We start from the raw sequence: 15,052 nt of genomic DNA, 5'->3' as shown, positions 1-15,052 counted from the left end.
CCCGCAAGGGAAGCGGGGCCGGTGCCCCTCCCGCGCACGGAGGGACACCGGCCCCGCTCCACAGCGTCACGAGCTCACGACGCCACGACGGCCGCCCTACCGTGAGGCCATCGACGCCAGCCGCCGCGCGGCCCGGTACTGCCGCAGCACCTGGGCGAAGGAGGTGTGCCCCTGGGTGGTCCGGGCGAAGGCCCGCCAGGCCGGCGGCACCAGGCAGACCGCCGCGTGGAACAGGTACGGCCGCCGCTCGAAGGCGCCCAGCAGCTGCTTGCCCGCGCGCATCTCCACGCCCAGCCCGGCCTTGACCGCGAACGCGTAGTTCAGCGCCTCGCGCCGCACCGCCGCCGCGTTGCCCGCCTCGGCGACCTGCACCGCCCACTCGCCGGCCAGCCGGCCCGAGCGCAGCGCGTACGAGATGCCCTCGCGGGTCCACGGCTCCAGCAGTCCGGCCGCGTCCCCGGCGACCAGCACCCGGCCGCGGGAGAGCGGCGAGTCCTCGGTCCGGCAGCGGGTCAGGTGCCCGGACTCGACCTGCGGGGTGAACCCGGACAGGCCCAGCCGGCGGATGTAGTCGGCGAGGTACTGCTTGGTCCGCTCGCCGTCGCCGCGCGCCGAGATGACGCCGACGGTCAGGCTGCTGGTCTCGGTCTTCGGGAACACCCAGCCGTAACTGCCGGGCAGCGGGCCCCAGTCGAGGTGGATCCGGCCCGCCCAGTCGGCCGCGACCTGGGCCGGCACCGGGATCTCGGCCTCCAGGCCGAGGTCGATCTGGTCGAAGGTGACGCCGACGTGCCGGCCGATCCGGCTCGCACTGCCGTCCGCACCGACCACCGCGCGGGCCTCGAAGGTGCGCCCGTCGGCAGCCGTCACCAGGGCCGTCCGGTGCTCCCCGCCGCGCTGCTCGACGCCGGTGACGGTCACTCCGGTGACCAGCACCGCCCCGGCCTGCTTGGCCGCCTGCACCAGGCGCAGGTCGAACTCGTCCCGGTTGACCAGGCCGAACAGCATCCGCTTGGACCGCCGCGTACGGGTGTACCTCCCGTTGTAGGCGAAGGTGACGGCGTGCACCCGGTCCTGCAGCGGCAACCGGAAGTCCGGCGGCAGGCTGTCCCGGGAGGGGCCGATGATGCCGCCGCCGCAGGTCTTGTACCGGGGGTGTTCGGCCTTGTCGAGCAGCAGCACCCGGCGGCCCTGGGCCGCGGCGGCGTGCGCGGCCGAGGAGCCCGCCGGTCCGGCGCCGACCACCACGACGTCCCAGACGCCGTCCAGCGGCGCGGCCGCGTCGTCGGTCGGACCGCCCTCGGCCGGGCTGTCGAGCGGGCTACGGGAATCGGAGCTTCCGGAGTCAGTCACGTCGAGCAATCCTATGCGTCCGGCCGCGCCGGTCGAGCGCGCCGCCCCCGCACCGGCGCCACCCGGTCGTACGGCCCGCCCGAAGGCGGCCCGTCCCCTCGGAGGCCCGGTCCGCGGCCCACCCTCGGAACTCCCTGTTCCGCTCCACCTATGATCGGCACTACCGCAAACCGCCTCCTCCGCCCGCACCACCCCAAGGGCGGACCGTCCCCCCGGAGCCCCGATGTCACAGCCCCTGGCCGACGCCGTCCGATCCCTGATGGACCGTGCCCGCACCGACCTCGCCGAGCTGGTCGCCTTCCCGTCGGTCGCCGACCCGCGCCAGTTCCCGGTCGAGGAGTGCGAGAAGGCCGCGCGCTGGGTCGCCGACGCCTTCGCCGCCGAGGGCCTGACCGGCATCCGGCTGCTGGACACCCCGGACGGCACCCAGTCCGTCTACGGCGAGCTGCCCGGCCCCGAGGGCGCGCCGACCGTCCTGCTCTACTCCCACTACGACGTCCAGCCCCCGCTGGACGAGAACGCCTGGCACAGCCCCGCCTTCGAGCTGACCGAGCGCGACGGCCGCTGGTACGGGCGCGGCGCCGCCGACTGCAAGGGCAACATCCTGATGCACCTGACGGCGCTGCGGGCGCTGCGTCAGGTCCACGGCGACGCCTACCCGGTCGGTCTGAAGATCATCGTCGAGGGCTCCGAGGAGCAGGGCACCGGCGGCCTGGAGCGCTACGCCGAGGCCCACCCCGAGCTGCTCGCCGCCGACGCCATCATCATCGGCGACACCGGCAACTTCGCCCCCGGCCTGCCCACCGTGACCACCTCGCTGCGCGGCATGACGATCGTCGAGGCCACCGTCACCACGCTGGCCGGCAACCTGCACTCCGGGGCCTTCGGCGGCGCCGCCCCCGACGCGCTCCAGTCCCTGGTCCGGATGCTGGCCTCGCTGCACGACGAGAACGGCGACGTCGCGGTGGCCGGCCTGACCGCCGACCAGACCTGGACCGGCGTCCAGTACCCGGAGGAGCAGTTCCGCTCCGACGCCAAGGTGCTCGACGGCGTCGCCCTGACCGGCACCGGCACCCTCGCGGACCGCCTCTGGGCCCGCCCGGCCGTCACCGTCCTCGGCATCGACGCCCCGCCGGTGATCGGCGCCACCTCCTCCGTCCAGGCCACCGCCAAGGCCCTGATCAGCCTGCGCGTCGCGCCGGGCACGGACGCGGGCGCCGCCCAGGACGCCCTGGTCGCCCACCTGGAGGCGCGGGTCCCGCTCGGCGCCCGGCTCACCGTCGAGCGCCAGGGCAACGGCGCCCCGTTCCGCGCCGACACCAGCGGCCCGGCGTACGAGGCGATGGGCGAGGCGATGGCCGAGGCCTTCGGGACGCCCATGGTCGCCTCCGGCGAGGGCGGCTCGATCCCGCTCTGCAACACGCTGCGCTCGCTCTACCCGCAGGCCGAGATCGTGCTGATCGGCGTCGAGGAGCCGACCACCCAGATCCACGCGGTCAACGAGAGCGTCGACCCGCGGGAGCTGGAGCAGATGGCCCTCACCGAGGCGCTGTTCCTCCGCCGCTACGCCGAACTGCGCTCCGTCTGACGGACCTTCGCAGCGACGTCCCGAGGCTCTTCGCGGAGGACGTCCGGCCGCCCGCCGCGCAACCGGCGGGCGGCCGCCAGCACCGCCGCGTAACCGACCGCGCCCACCGCGAGCCCGGCCCCGGCGCCGAAGCAGACCTCCGGCACCAGGTTCCGCCGCAGCGGAGCGAGCCGGTGCAGCACCCCGGCGGCCGTCGCCGCGCCCAGCGTCGCGACGGCCGCCCGCCGGACCCGGGGCGCCAGCCGCACGGCCGGCCGCACCGGCTCGACGGCCCGCACCGCCCGCGCCGCCCAACCGCCCAGCGCCGCCAGGGCGAGCGCCGAACTGCCGTACTGCAGCGCCTCGTACAGCGGGACCCCGGCCACCGGGCGGTCCAGGACGGGCAGCAGCCGCACCCCCAACCGGTCCCCGTGGGTGAACGCGTCCCAGCCGACGTGGGTGGCCGCCCCGATCGCCGCCGAGGCCGCGAACCACGCCGTGCCACCGACCGCACCGCCGACCGCACCGGCGTCCGCGGGGCCTGCGGCGTTCCCGGCCCGCCGGACGGTCAACGCCTCGGCGCCGCCCGCCCACCGCTCGGGCAGCAGCGCCACCAGCGGCCCGCGCAGCAGCCCGTGCCAGCCGGCCACCAGCGCGCCGGCGATCGCCACGTCCACCGTCGGCACCGCCCACCAGCGGTGCGTGAGCCCGCCCTGGCCGTACACCCCGGGCAGCAGGGACTCGGCGAAGAACGGCACGTCCGGCGCCATCGACCCGGCGACCAGCGCCGACGCCACCAGGGGCCCGCGCGCCCCGGCGGCGCGCAGCAGGGGCAGGACGGCGGCGGGGTGGCTCAACGTGAAGGGCATGCCCCCATCCTGCCGCCCGGGACCGCGGCGCGCCGCGCCGGGAGGCGCACCACGGTCCCTCCACCAGCCCCCGGCCCCGCGCCGACCGGCCGCTACGCCGCGTCCGCCGTGCTCGCCAGCCCCACGGCCACCCGGCTCCCCGCCTCCAGGTACCGCAGCTCGCCGCTCCGCCGCGCGTCCAGCGCGGCCGCCAGCCGCCGGTAGCGTCCCGGGGGCAGCAGCTCCCCGGCCTCGTCCAGGGTGACGAAGCGACAACCGCGCAGCTCCTCCTGCTGGAGCAGCAGGTGCTGCCGGCCCTCCTCGTCCAGCAGCCCGCCGTCGTACATCAGCCGCAGGCCGCCACGGCGCGGGCCGGTGCGCGGCTCCCAGTCGACGGCGAGCAGGCGCAGCGCGGACGGGTCCAGGCGCAGGCCCAGCTCCTCGGCGGTCTCGCGCAGGGCGGCGTCGGTGGGGGCCTCGCCGCGCTCGACCACGCCGCCGGGGAAGTCCCAGTCGGGCTTGTAGACCGGGTCCACCAGCAGCACGCGGTCCTGCTCGTCGAAGAACAGGACGGCGGAGGCGACGGTGTCGCCGGTCGGATCCGGGGTCTGGACGATCGGGCAGCGGGCGGCGCCGACCCGGACCAGCTCGGCGATCCGGTGCGCGGTCTCCCGGGGGGAGATCCCGCTGGTGTCGATCATCCGGGCGTCCCCGACCAGCCAGCGGCGGGCGGCGCGGTAGCGGGGCAGGTGCTCGAGGCACCAGGCGCGGACCCGCTCGCTGCCCTCCGGGTCGCCCGGGCACTCGTCGCGGTGGGCTATGCGGTCGCGCAGGATCGTTTCTTCAGGGTCCAGCACGACGTGGTGCACCGTGATCCCGTGCGAGGCCAGGTCCCCGAAGATCTCGTCCCGGTAGTCCTCCCTGAGCAGGGTCATCGGGACCACCAGCGGGCCCCCGACCTCACCGAGCAGCGCCGCCGCCGTCTCGGGGACGAGCCGGCGCCAGGCCGCCAGGTCCTGGAAGTCGGACACCGTCGCCAGCCGGTCGGCCGGGAGCATCCGACGCAGGCCGAAGCCCACCAGCTCGGGATCGAAGAGCACGCTCCCGGGCAGCAGTTCCACCAGCTCGCGGCAGGCGCTCGTCTTGCCCGCCCCGAATGTGCCATTGACCCAGACGATCACAACGTCCCCTGCCCTCGACTTCCCCCGATGCCGTTCGCACCGGGCAGCGCCCCCGTTGGTCGAACCAGCGCCACCCGTGGTGGTACCCGCGCCACGCCGCTCCCCATGCCTCCCCGGCGCGCCCGCCCGCACGCCCCGATCTGCCCCGTGACAGCGGCATGTGCCCAGGTCAGACGCCCGTACGCGGAAATATGCAGACCGGTCTACATCAAAATTGCACCCCTTCGCCACTGCTAGGGCACAGGATGCCTGGTGGGTCGACCCGCTACGCACGCCCCACGCGCACGCTCCGCACGCCCCCCACTCGTACGCCCCCGTGCGCCGCGCGCGCCCCGGGCTCGGCCCGTACGCGCCCTGCGCTCGACCGCCACCGCCCGCCTCCTTGCGCCGCCCGCGCCCCACCGCGTACAGAGGAACGATGAAGCTGCTTCCCGCCGGTCGGGTCGTCGTCATCGGCTCGGTCAACACCGACCGCATCCTCCGCTGCCCCGTGCTGCCCTCCCCCGGCGAGACCGTCCTCGCCACCGCCGCCACCCGGGGCTTCGGCGGCAAGGGGGCCAACCAGGCGGTGGCGGCGGCCCGGATGGGGGCGGCGACGCACCTGGTCGCCAAGGTCGGACGGGACGCCGAGGGCGAGGCGGCGCGTGCCGACCTGCGGGGCGCGCAGGTCGAGACGGGCGCCGTGCTCACCCACCCGGACGCGCCCACCGGCCAGGCGATCGTCATGGTCGACCCGGCCGGCGAGAACAGCATCGTCGTCGTCCCCGGCGCCAACGCCCACCTGACCCCCGAGGAGGTCACCGCCGCCCTCACCCGCCTCCGGCTGCTCCCCGTCGACGTGGTCCTGACCAGCAACGAGGTCCCCGCGGAGTGCATCCGCGCGACCGCCGCCGCACTGCCCGCCGCGGGCCCCTCGGGCGGCACCCGCTGGCTGCACAACACCGCCCCGGCCGGCACCCTGCCGGAGGCCGGCCCCACCGGACGCCGCCCGCTGGTCGTCGCGAACGCCGTCGAGGCCCGCCAGCTCACCGGCGCCGCCGACGTCACCGGGGCCGCCCGGGCGCTGGCCGAACACGCCGAGGGCGCCGTGGTCACCCTCGGCGGCGAGGGCGCGCTGGTCGTCGTGGACGGGACGCCGACCCGGCTGCCCGCCCCGACCGTCCGAGTGGTCGACACCACCGGCGCCGGCGACGCCTTCTGCGGCGCCCTCGCCGCCGCACTCGCCCGCGGCGCCGCGCTGCCCGACGCGGCCGCCACCGCCGTCGCCGCCGGGGCCTTCGCCGTCACCGGCCTCGGCGCCCGCGGCGCGCTGCCCCGCCCGACGGACCTCTGACCGGGCGTCGGGCCGAGCGGGCGTCGCGCGCCCCGGGCTCGGCCCGGACCGACGAGGACACCCCCGTCGGGGGCACCGGGCGGACCCGGCACCCCCGACGGGCGGACGGCGGCCCCGCTACGGGCGCCCCATGTACGACGGGTAGTAGCCGCTGCTGATCCCCGAGATCCTGATGTTGGTCCCGGGCCGCGCGGCCTCGACGTACCTGTTGTCGCCCAGGTAGATGGCCACGTGCTGGATGCCCCGGGCGGTCCCGTCCGGCGACCAGAACAGCAGGTCGCCGCGGCGCAGCTGGCCGGCCCCGATCGGCGTGGTCGCCGCGTACTGGTCGTTGGCCACCCGCGGCAGGCTGATCCCGCCGCGCCGGAAGGACTGCTGCACCAGGCCCGAGCAGTCGTAGCCGTCCGGCCCGTTGCCGGCCCGGCGGAACGGCACGCCCAGCTGGGAGAGCGCGAACTGCACGGCGGTCTCGACGTCCCGGTCCTCGGCGACCGAGTCGTCGAAGTAGCCCGGGGAGTCCGAGGAGGAGCCGCCTCCGGTGCGCTCCAGGTAGATGTCGTAGTGCGAGGTCCAGCGCCACTCGCCCCTGCTGTTGCGGAACCAGTAGCGCGAGCCGTCCCAGCCCTGGGTGATCCCGCCGGAGGACGTGGTCGTGGTCCTGGCGGCGGACGAGGAGCCGCCTCCGGTGCGCTGCACGTAGACGTCGTAGTGCGAGGTCCAGCGCCACTGCCCCTGGCTGTTCTTGAACCAGTACCGGGAGCCGTCCCAGCCGGCGTGCGCCGGGGCGGGCTCGGCGGCCGCGGGGCTGACACCGGTGCCGAGGCCGATCAGGCCCGCACTGGTCGCGATCACGGCCACCATGCCTATCCCCCGACGGAGCCGCGCGCTGCGGGACGGACGGGAGGGGCGGACGGTGGCAGCGTCCTGCTGCCCGGTCGGTTCGCCGGCGGCCTCCGGCGCGCCGGTGTTGACGGTGGTCATCGTGCTGACTTCCTTCACTGCTGCGGATCGCTGCGGATCGCTGCGGATTTGCAGCGGGTTGCTGTGACCGGCCAGGACTGGCCGTGCTTGTCGGCAGGGCCCCCGCCCGGCACACCGCGGCTTCCGGTCCTGCGACCGGAAGCCGCCGGCGTGCCGCCCGGGGGGTCGGCCCTGCCTGCGTGTCACGTTAGGCACGCGTCCGCTCACTGCGCGCAGTGGAGTGCGCCAATGGAAGGGTCACGGGTGGTGAGCACCGACGGCGCATCAGGGTGAACACCCGTCATCCGAGGGGGCGTCCGACCGCCCTCTCCTCAGCGGCCGCCGGCCTCCGCCAACAGCTGCTTCTTCAGCACCTTTCCCAGGGCGTTCCTGGGCAGTTCGGGCACCAGGACGACCCGGCGCGGCCGCTTGTGCACCGAGAGCCGCTCCGCCACGAAGGCCGTCAGCTGCTCCCCCGTCACGGCGCCGTCCGGGATGACGTACGCGACGATCGCCTGTCCGAGGTCCTCGTCCGGCACGCCGACCACCGCCGCGTCGGCGACCGCCGGGTGGTCGCGCAGCGCGGCCTCCACCTCGCCCGCGCCGATCCGGTAGCCGCCGCTCTTGATCAGGTCAACCGAGGCGCGGCCGACGATCCGGTGGAAGCCGTCCGCCCCGATCACCGCGACGTCGCCGGTGCGGAACCAGCCGTCCGCCGTCCACGCCTCGGCGTCCGCGTCCGGCCGGTTGAGGTAACCGCTGAACAGCGTCGGCCCGGAGACCTGGAGTTCGCCGACGCTCTCCCCGTCGCTGGGCACCGGCGCGCCGTCCTCGCCGACCAGCCGGGTGCGGACCCCCTCCACCGGCAGCCCGACGCTGCCGGGGCGCCGCTCGCCGTCCGCCCGGGTGCTGACGGTGATCAGCGACTCGGTCATCCCGTACCGCTCGATCGGGGCGTGCCCGGTGAGCGCCGCGAGCTTCTCGAACACCGGCACGGGCAGCGGCGCGCTGCCGGAGACCAGCAGCCGGGCCGGGGCGAGCCGGGCCGCGGCCTGCGGGTCCGCCGCCAGCCGGGACCACACGGTGGGCACCCCGAAGTACAGGCTGCCGCCCGCCGCCGCGTACCCCTCCGAGGTGGGCCGCCCGGTGTGCACCAGTCCGCTGCCGGTGCGCAGGGCGCCGAGCACGCCGAGCAGCAACCCGTGCACGTGGAACAGCGGCAGGCCGTGGACGAGGGTGTCCTCGGCGGTCCACTGCCAGGCGGCGGCGAGGGCGTCCAGGTCGGCGGCGATCGCCTCGCGCCGGATCACCACGCCCTTGGGGGCGCCGGTGGTGCCCGAGGTGTAGAGCACGAAGCCGGTCGACCCGGCGGCCGGCTCGGCGTAGCTGGTGGTGGAGCGCCGCGCGGGGTCGACCGGCAGCCCGGCCACCGAGGTGTCCTGCGGCAGCACCTCCCCGACGGCGTGCGCGAGCAGCGCCGCGCCCGAGTCGCGCAGGATGTGCTCGCGCTCCTTGGGCCCTGAGTCGGGCGGCAGCGGCACCACCGGGACGCCCGCCAGCAGGCCGCCGACCACGGCGGTGACGGTCTCGACGGTGGGCCGGGCGAGCACCGCGAGCGCCGGGGCGCCGGCCACCCGGTCGGCGACGGCGGTCGCCGCGCCCAGCAGGTCCTCCCGGGAGAGCGTCCGACCGTCGATCCGCAGCGCGTCCGCCGCGTCGCCGAAACCGCCCTGAAGTGCCGTCAGCAGTGCCATGCCACCGTCCTCGCCTCGTCCATCACCACCGCGCCGCGCCCGTGCGCCACGCGCCGGCGCCGACTCTACGGGCCGCCGCCCGGCCCGCCGCGCGCCGGGGACGGCGAGCGGGGCCGGCGACGGCGGAGAACGACCGGGAAGGCCGGGGAAGGACCGGGGGCGGCCGGGTACGACGGAGGGCGCGGCACCGGGCACCCGGCGCCACGCCCTCCGAACCTTCCGCGCGGATCAGGCCTTGCGGGCCTTCACCTCGGCGGTGAGCTGCGGCAGCACCTGGAAGAGGTCGCCGACCACGCCGTAGTCGACCAGCTCGAAGATCGGGGCCTCGGGGTCCTTGTTGACGGCCACGATGGTCTTCGAGGTCTGCATGCCGGCCCGGTGCTGGATGGCGCCGGAGATGCCCGCCGCGATGTAGAGCTGCGGGGAGACCTGCTTGCCGGTCTGGCCGACCTGGCTGCTGTGCGGGTACCAGCCGGCGTCCACGGCGGCACGCGAGGCGCCGACGGCCGCGCCCAGCGCGTCCGCGAGCTCCTCGACCACGCCGAAGCCCTCGGCGGCACCGACACCACGGCCACCGGAGACCACGATCGCGGCCTCGGTCAGCTCGGGGCGGCCGGAGGACACCCGCGGGGTGCGCGAGACGACCTTGGCGGCGTTGCCGGTGAACGCGACGGCGACGTCCTCGACGGCGCCGGCGGCCGGAGCGGCCTCCGGGGCGACGGCGTTCGGCTTCACGGTGATGACCGGCGCGCCCTTGGTGACCTTGGACTTCACCTGGAAGGACGCGGCGAACACCGACTGGGTGGCGACCGGACCGCCGTCGCCGGCCTCCAGGTCGATGGCGTCGGTGATGATGCCGGAGCCGATCCGCAGCGCGACGCGCGCGGCCACCTCCTTGCCCTCACCGGAGGACGTCACCAGCACCGCCGCCACGTCGTTCGCCTTGGCGATCTGCGCCAGCGCGTCCACCTTCGGGACCACCAGCTGGTCGGCGAACTCCGCGCCGTCGGCGACGTACACCTTCACCGCACCGTACTCGCCGGCCTTCGCCGCGATGCCGGCCGCGGCCGCACCGGCGCCCAGGACGACGGCGGACGGCTCACCGATACGGCGGGCCAGGGTCAGCAGCTCCAGGGCCGGCTTGCGCACCGCGCCGTCGGCGTGGTCCACCAGAACCAGGATCTCAGCCATGATTCGTTGCTCCTGATCGATCGTTGGGTTCGCGAACGGGTGGGACTAGATGAACTTCTGGTCGGCGAGGAAGGTCGCGAGCGACTTGCCGCCCTCGCCCTCGTCCTTGACGACCGTGCCCGCGGTCCGCGCCGGACGCGCCGCCACCGACTCCACCGCCGTCCACGAACCCGCCAGACCGACCTCGTCCGCCTCGATGCCCAGGTCGTCCAGGTCCCACGACTGCACCGGCTTCTTCTTCGCCGCCATGATCCCCTTGAACGACGGGTACCGGGCCTCACCCGACTGGTCCGTCACCGAGACCACCGCCGGCAGCGCCGCCTCCACCAGCTCCGTCGCCGCGTCACCGTCCCGACGACCCTTCACCACGCCGCCCTCGACCGACACCTCCGACAGCAGCGTCACCTGCGGCACGCCCAGCCGCTCCGCCAGCAGCGCCGGCAGCACACCCATCGAACCGTCCGTCGACGCCATGCCACCGATCACCAGGTCGAACCCGGCCTTCTCCAGCGCCTTCGCCAGCACCGCCGACGTCCCGACCACATCCGAACCGTGGATGTCCTCGTCGTTCACGTGCACGGCCTTGTCCGCACCCATCGACAGCGCCTTGCGCAACGCGTCCTTCGCGTCGTCCGGCCCCACCGTCAGCACCGTCACCTCGGCGCCCTCGTTCGCCTCCGCGATCCGCAGCGCCTGCTCCACGCCGTACTCGTCCAGCTCCGACAGGAGGCCGTCCACACCCTCCCGGTCGGTGGTGTGGTCGTCCGCGAAACGACGGTCACCCGTCGCGTCCGGCACGTGCTTCACACAGACAACGATCCTCAAGCTCACGGCCTGTCTCCTGTACTGGTCTCGTCCGGCGGCTGCGGCGGTGCAAGCGGGCGCGAACACGGCACGCACCCGCTCCGGGCAGCGAATTCCCGTGCCGGTCCGGAACTTCCTGGCAGCATACTCGCCGGTAGTGCAGTGGTCACTACTGGCCAGTAGCTTATGCCGTGCGGCTGCTCCCGCCGCCTGTGCCCATCCTGCCCCAGCGCGGGGCCGACTCCACCCGCCGGGGCGGAACACCTGCGGCCGGATTGCTCACACCACGCGACCGAGCGCCGCGATCACGTCCACCCGGCGCGGCTGGCCCGCCGCCCGACGCACCACCCGGCCCTCCCCGTCCAGCACCAGGACGGTCGGCGTCCGCCGGACCTCCAGCCGGCGGACCAGCTCCAACCGCTCCTCGGCGTCCACCTCTATGTGCTCCACCCCGTCGACCATCCCGGCCACCTCCGAGAGCACCCGCCGGGTGGCCCGGCACGGCTGGCAGAAGGCCGTCGAGAACTGCACCAGCGTCGCCCGCGCGCCGAGCGGCCCGCCCAGCTCCGCCCCCGACAGCCGTACGGCCTCCGACAGCGGTACCTCGTCCGCCCCGTCCTCGGTGCTCACCCTCGTCCTCCCGTCACTCCCGGCCCGTCACCCCCGGCCACGGCGGGCCGGGACCGGCCCCGTCGAGGCACGACAACGCACGCCGTCGGCCCGGTCATCCCCCAGTCTGCGGCAGCGCCCGCGGCGCCCGAAACACGGTCGACCGCCAGGGCCGGGACACGTACGATCGGCCGATGGACTCCGACCGCCGCCCGATGCCGCCGCCGGTCCGCCGCCGCGTCATCGCCCCGGCCAGGACCACCGTCCACCGACGGCGCTGACGCCCCGCCGCTGCCGCCGCCCGTCGCGACCACCCGGAGCCCCGTTGCAGACCGATCCCCGCGGTCCCCGCTTAGCCGCAGCGCTCACCGCGATCGTCCTGGCCCTCGTCCTGGCCACCGGCAGCTGCCCGCTCCTGGGAGCCCAGACGCTCGTCTTCGCCCTCGGCTCGTTCGGCGGCCTGCGCCTGGCCCCGTACGTCCGGCTGTTCCAGGCGCTCGTGCTGCCCCGGCTCGCACCGCCCTCCGCCACCGAGGACGAACGGCCGCTCCGCCTCGACCAGGGCGTCCTCATGGTCTTCGCCGCGGTCGGCACCCTCGGCTACTGCACCGAGGTGACATGGCTCGGCGTGATGGGCGCCTCGACCGCCCTCACCGCCGCCTTCGCCAACGCCGTGTTCGGCTACTCCGTGGGCTGCGAGCTCTACCCCCTGGTCCGGCACGCCCAGGGCCGCCTCACCTCCCGCGCCTGATGCGAGCGGCCGAAAAGTTCCCGTTCGAATTCATCACGGAGATCACATCGGCAATACCCACTTGACCGCACGCCTCAGGTGACAGCAGGCACTCGTTCGGGGGATCATCTCCGTGAATCACCCGTGACCGCCGCGGAGTGCCGTACTCCGGTCGGCACCGCCCGCGCAACGGAGCGGGTACCCGCCGAACCGGGCTCCGGCCCGTGGAAGTCAGGACTGACCGTGGCAGAGTTCGTGTACCCGCCGGTGATCGGCGCCGCACTCACCGCCTTCCGCGCGCTCGACGCGCGGATCAAGATCGTGGGCGCCGAACACATCCCCGCCAGGGGGGGAGCGGTACTGGTCAGCAACCACATCAGCTACCTGGACTTCCTCTTCGCGGGCCTCGGCGCGTACCGCGGCGGCAAGCGCAAGACCCGCTTCATGGCCAAGGACGACGTCTTCAAGCACCGGATCTCCGGCCCGCTGATGCGCGGCATGAAGCACATCCCGGTCGACCGCACCGACGGCCAGCCCGCCTACGAGGCCGCCGTGCGCGCCCTCAAGGCCGGCGAGGTGGTCGGGGTCTTCCCCGAGGCGACCATCAGCCGCTCCTTCATGCTCAAGAAGTTCAAGACCGGCGCCGCCCGGATGGCCGCCGACTCCGGCACCCCGCTGCTGCCCGTCGTGCTCTGGGGCACCCAGCAGCTCTGGACCAAGGGCCGCCCGAAGACCCTCACCAAGCGGCACGTCCCGGTCACCATCATGATCGGCGAGCCGATCCACCTCGGGCCGGACGACAAGCCCGTGATGGTCACCCGGCGGCTGCGCGCCGCCATGAGCGAGATGCTCGACCAGGCCCAGCGCGAGTACCCCGGCAAGCCCTCCGGCCCGGACGACACCTGGTGGCTGCCCGCCCAGCTCGGCGGCACCGCGCCCACCCTGGAGGTCGCCGAGGCCGAGGACGAGGCAGAGGCCCTCGCGAAGGCCGAGCGCCGCGCCGCCCGGGGCTGAGGCCCGCTCCGCTCCCCTCTGTTCCTCTCCCCTCCACTCCCCTCTACTCCGTGCGATCGAGCGAGCGCGGTCCGTCGCGTGTCGCCGGACCGCCGACGTCCCCCGTCTGACACAGTGACAGCTCCTTTCAGGGGCCTTCGTCCTGAATCCTCGGCGGGGGCACACGTCGGAGCGGTCGAGAGTCTCGGAGGCGGAGATGGCACGGATCACCACCGGCACACGGCAGTCACCCACGGGCAGGGCCCGCACCCGCGCGAGCGCCGGTGCGGGCCTTCTGCTTCTGGGCGCCCTGCTCACCGGCTGCGGGGCCGAACCCGGGGAGATCCCGCTCTCGGAGATCCGGCCGGAGACCCCCACCGCCACCCCCGAGGCGACACCCGCCGCGACCCCCGGCGTGGTCGGCGCGGCCATCGGAGCCCCCGCGGCCGCCGCGCACAACGGGCTGATCGTCAGCCGCGCCTACACCGACGCCGCCCGCACCAGCACCGCGATCGTCACTCTCTCCCCCGACGGCACCGGCCAGCACCAGGTCACCCAGCCGCCGGCCCGCGCGCTCGACGACCGCCCGGACTGGTCCCCCGACGGCGCCACCATCGCCTTCGACCGCACCGACCCGCAGACCGGCACCGCCCGGCTCTGGACCGTCCTCACCGCCGGCGGCCCCGAGCACCAGGTCAACCAGCTCTGCGACAGCGGCACCGCCGACTGCGCCAACGAGGACGAACGCGCCCCCGCCTTCTCCCCCGACGGCAAGCAGGTCGCCTTCAGCCGCTCCTGGGGCGCCCTGGACCCGTCCGGCAGCCACCAGATCCAGTACTCCGACCTCTACCTGATGACCCCCGAGGGCACCGACGTCCAGCGGCTCACCTTCCTCACCAACGACAAGCCCTACTCCGGCGCGGTCAGCAACCCCAGCTGGTCCCCCGACGGCAAACAGCTCACCTTCGAGTACCGCACCAGCGCCACCGGGCAGCCCGCCAACAGCCGCGCCATCTACGTGGTCAGCGCGGACGGCACCGGGCTGCGGCAGCTCACCCCCTGGGAACTGCGCGCCGGCGACCGCGCGGACTGGTCCCCCGACGGCACCCAGATCCTCTTCACCACCTACCCGGCCGGCCCCGACAACGCCCCCGGCGGCGGCATCTACACCGTCCACCCCGACGGCAGCGCCGTCGGCGCCCTCACCCCCGCGCCCTCGGACGCCTTCTACGGCGCGGCCGCCTACGCTCCTGACGGCAAGTCCATCGTCTTCGCCCAGGCGCCCGCCGGCACCGGCGCCGACCTCTACAGCATGCGGCCGGACGGTACGGGCGTCGCCCGTCTCACCAACAGCGCGGACAAGTGGCTCAGCCGGCCGGCCTGGGGGACGGCGGAGGCCCCGGCGGCTCCCGCCGACCAGGTCCAGGCGACGGCCCAACCGTCGGATCAGGCCTCGGGTCAGGCGTCGTCGGCTCCTCAGGCACCCCAGGCGCCGCGGCCCGATGCCCAGCAACCCGCCCAGGCCCAGGGGCAGGCGCCCACGGAGAAGCCGCAGCCCGAATCCGACTCCGACGAATAGATTCGCCCCGGCCCTGAAAACGCGAAGAGCCCCCATCCGGGACCCGGATGGGGGCTCTTCTGAAGAATTGTTCGGCGGCGTCCTACTCTCCCACAGGGTCCCCCCTGCAGTACCATCGGCGCTGTAAGGCTTAGCTTCCGGGTTCGGAAT

The 15,052-nt window shown here is 74.8% G+C and carries 13 protein-coding genes and 1 rRNA gene; 5 read left to right on the top strand and 9 right to left on the bottom strand.

Annotation, left to right across the window (positions count from 1 at the left end; genetic code table 11):
• Positions 1-96 precede the first annotated feature (96 nt).
• The gene (locus tag ACFY4B_RS38770) at positions 97-1,353 is read right to left on the bottom strand and encodes a geranylgeranyl reductase family protein (protein WP_079272936.1); all 1,257 of its coding nucleotides are present in this window, start codon (positions 1,351-1,353) and stop codon (positions 97-99) included.
• 223 nt (positions 1,354-1,576) lie between these two features.
• Between ACFY4B_RS38770 and ACFY4B_RS38765 the strand changes: the two genes are divergently transcribed.
• Positions 1,577-2,941 carry a dipeptidase gene (locus tag ACFY4B_RS38765; RefSeq protein ID WP_117492482.1) on the top strand — a complete coding sequence of 455 codons (1,365 nt, stop codon included), beginning with the start codon at positions 1,577-1,579 and terminating at the stop codon, positions 2,939-2,941.
• Here the strand turns inward: ACFY4B_RS38765 and ACFY4B_RS38760 are convergent.
• Positions 2,917-3,789 carry a DUF4184 family protein gene (locus ACFY4B_RS38760; protein ID WP_387975952.1) on the bottom strand — a complete coding sequence of 291 codons (873 nt, stop codon included), beginning with the start codon at positions 3,787-3,789 and terminating at the stop codon, positions 2,917-2,919. The genes ACFY4B_RS38765 and ACFY4B_RS38760 overlap by 25 nt on opposite strands.
• Positions 3,790-3,881: 92 nt before the next feature.
• Complete coding sequence (locus ACFY4B_RS38755) at positions 3,882-4,949, bottom strand: NUDIX hydrolase (RefSeq protein ID WP_049660630.1); 1,068 nt, start codon at positions 4,947-4,949, stop codon at positions 3,882-3,884.
• 418 nt (positions 4,950-5,367) lie between these two features.
• Between ACFY4B_RS38755 and ACFY4B_RS38750 the strand changes: the two genes are divergently transcribed.
• Positions 5,368-6,282 carry a PfkB family carbohydrate kinase gene (locus tag ACFY4B_RS38750; protein ID WP_380777443.1) on the top strand — a complete coding sequence of 305 codons (915 nt, stop codon included), beginning with the start codon at positions 5,368-5,370 and terminating at the stop codon, positions 6,280-6,282.
• Positions 6,283-6,399: 117 nt separating this feature from the next.
• Here the strand turns inward: ACFY4B_RS38750 and ACFY4B_RS38745 are convergent, their stop codons facing one another.
• From ACFY4B_RS38745 to ACFY4B_RS38725, 5 genes are all read right to left on the bottom strand, one after another.
• The gene (locus ACFY4B_RS38745) at positions 6,400-7,263 is read right to left on the bottom strand and encodes a C40 family peptidase (RefSeq protein WP_387975949.1); all 864 of its coding nucleotides are present in this window, start codon (positions 7,261-7,263) and stop codon (positions 6,400-6,402) included.
• A gap of 311 nt (positions 7,264-7,574) precedes the next feature.
• Positions 7,575-8,996 (bottom strand): acyl-CoA synthetase, encoded by a 1,422-nt coding sequence (locus ACFY4B_RS38740; RefSeq protein WP_387975946.1) that lies wholly within the window; start codon positions 8,994-8,996, stop codon positions 7,575-7,577.
• A gap of 228 nt (positions 8,997-9,224) precedes the next feature.
• On the bottom strand, positions 9,225-10,187 hold the full coding sequence (locus ACFY4B_RS38735; RefSeq protein WP_117492492.1) for an electron transfer flavoprotein subunit alpha/FixB family protein: 963 nt from the start codon (positions 10,185-10,187) through the stop codon (positions 9,225-9,227).
• Between the two features lie 45 nt (positions 10,188-10,232).
• Entirely contained in the window at positions 10,233-11,018 is a 786-nt protein-coding gene (locus tag ACFY4B_RS38730; RefSeq protein ID WP_049656477.1) for an electron transfer flavoprotein subunit beta/FixA family protein, read from the bottom strand.
• 252 nt (positions 11,019-11,270) lie between these two features.
• Positions 11,271-11,621, bottom strand: a complete 351-nt coding sequence (locus ACFY4B_RS38725) for a TlpA family protein disulfide reductase (protein ID WP_380782123.1) — start codon at positions 11,619-11,621, stop codon at positions 11,271-11,273.
• A gap of 304 nt (positions 11,622-11,925) precedes the next feature.
• On the opposite strand from ACFY4B_RS38725, the gene ACFY4B_RS38720 reads away from it, so the two are divergent.
• The 3 genes from ACFY4B_RS38720 to ACFY4B_RS38710 all read left to right on the top strand — a co-directional run bounded on the left by ACFY4B_RS38720 (position 11,926) and on the right by ACFY4B_RS38710 (position 14,902).
• Entirely contained in the window at positions 11,926-12,351 is a 426-nt protein-coding gene (locus ACFY4B_RS38720; protein ID WP_049656482.1) for a DUF4395 domain-containing protein, read from the top strand.
• Positions 12,352-12,573: 222 nt separating this feature from the next.
• Positions 12,574-13,344, top strand: coding sequence for a 1-acyl-sn-glycerol-3-phosphate acyltransferase (locus ACFY4B_RS38715; RefSeq protein WP_049656484.1), 771 nt, complete (start codon positions 12,574-12,576; stop codon positions 13,342-13,344).
• 196 nt (positions 13,345-13,540) lie between these two features.
• Positions 13,541-14,902, top strand: coding sequence for a hypothetical protein (locus tag ACFY4B_RS38710; RefSeq protein ID WP_387975943.1), 1,362 nt, complete (start codon positions 13,541-13,543; stop codon positions 14,900-14,902).
• Positions 14,903-14,971: 69 nt separating this feature from the next.
• On the opposite strand, the gene rrf is transcribed toward ACFY4B_RS38710, so the two are convergent.
• A 5S ribosomal RNA gene (gene rrf, locus ACFY4B_RS38705) occupies positions 14,972-15,052 on the bottom strand; the annotation flags it as partial.

The sequence above is a fragment of the Kitasatospora sp. NPDC001261 genome (assembly GCF_042896795.1).
GTDB lineage: Bacteria > Actinomycetota > Actinomycetes > Streptomycetales > Streptomycetaceae > Kitasatospora.
This window is presented reverse-complemented; position numbering and strand designations above follow the sequence as displayed.

Coding starts and splice junctions, on each gene's coding strand:
- ACFY4B_RS38765 (WP_117492482.1), top strand. CDS start 1,577: ATGTCACAGCCCCTGGCCGACGCCGTCCGATCCCTGATGGACCGTGCC.
- ACFY4B_RS38760 (WP_387975952.1), bottom strand. CDS start 3,789: ATGCCCTTCACGTTGAGCCACCCCGCCGCCGTCCTGCCCCTGCTGCGC.
- ACFY4B_RS38750 (WP_380777443.1), top strand. CDS start 5,368: ATGAAGCTGCTTCCCGCCGGTCGGGTCGTCGTCATCGGCTCGGTCAAC.
- ACFY4B_RS38745 (WP_387975949.1), bottom strand. CDS start 7,263: ATGACCACCGTCAACACCGGCGCGCCGGAGGCCGCCGGCGAACCGACC.
- ACFY4B_RS38740 (WP_387975946.1), bottom strand. CDS start 8,996: ATGGCACTGCTGACGGCACTTCAGGGCGGTTTCGGCGACGCGGCGGAC.
- ACFY4B_RS38735 (WP_117492492.1), bottom strand. CDS start 10,187: ATGGCTGAGATCCTGGTTCTGGTGGACCACGCCGACGGCGCGGTGCGC.
- ACFY4B_RS38710 (WP_387975943.1), top strand. CDS start 13,541: ATGGCACGGATCACCACCGGCACACGGCAGTCACCCACGGGCAGGGCC.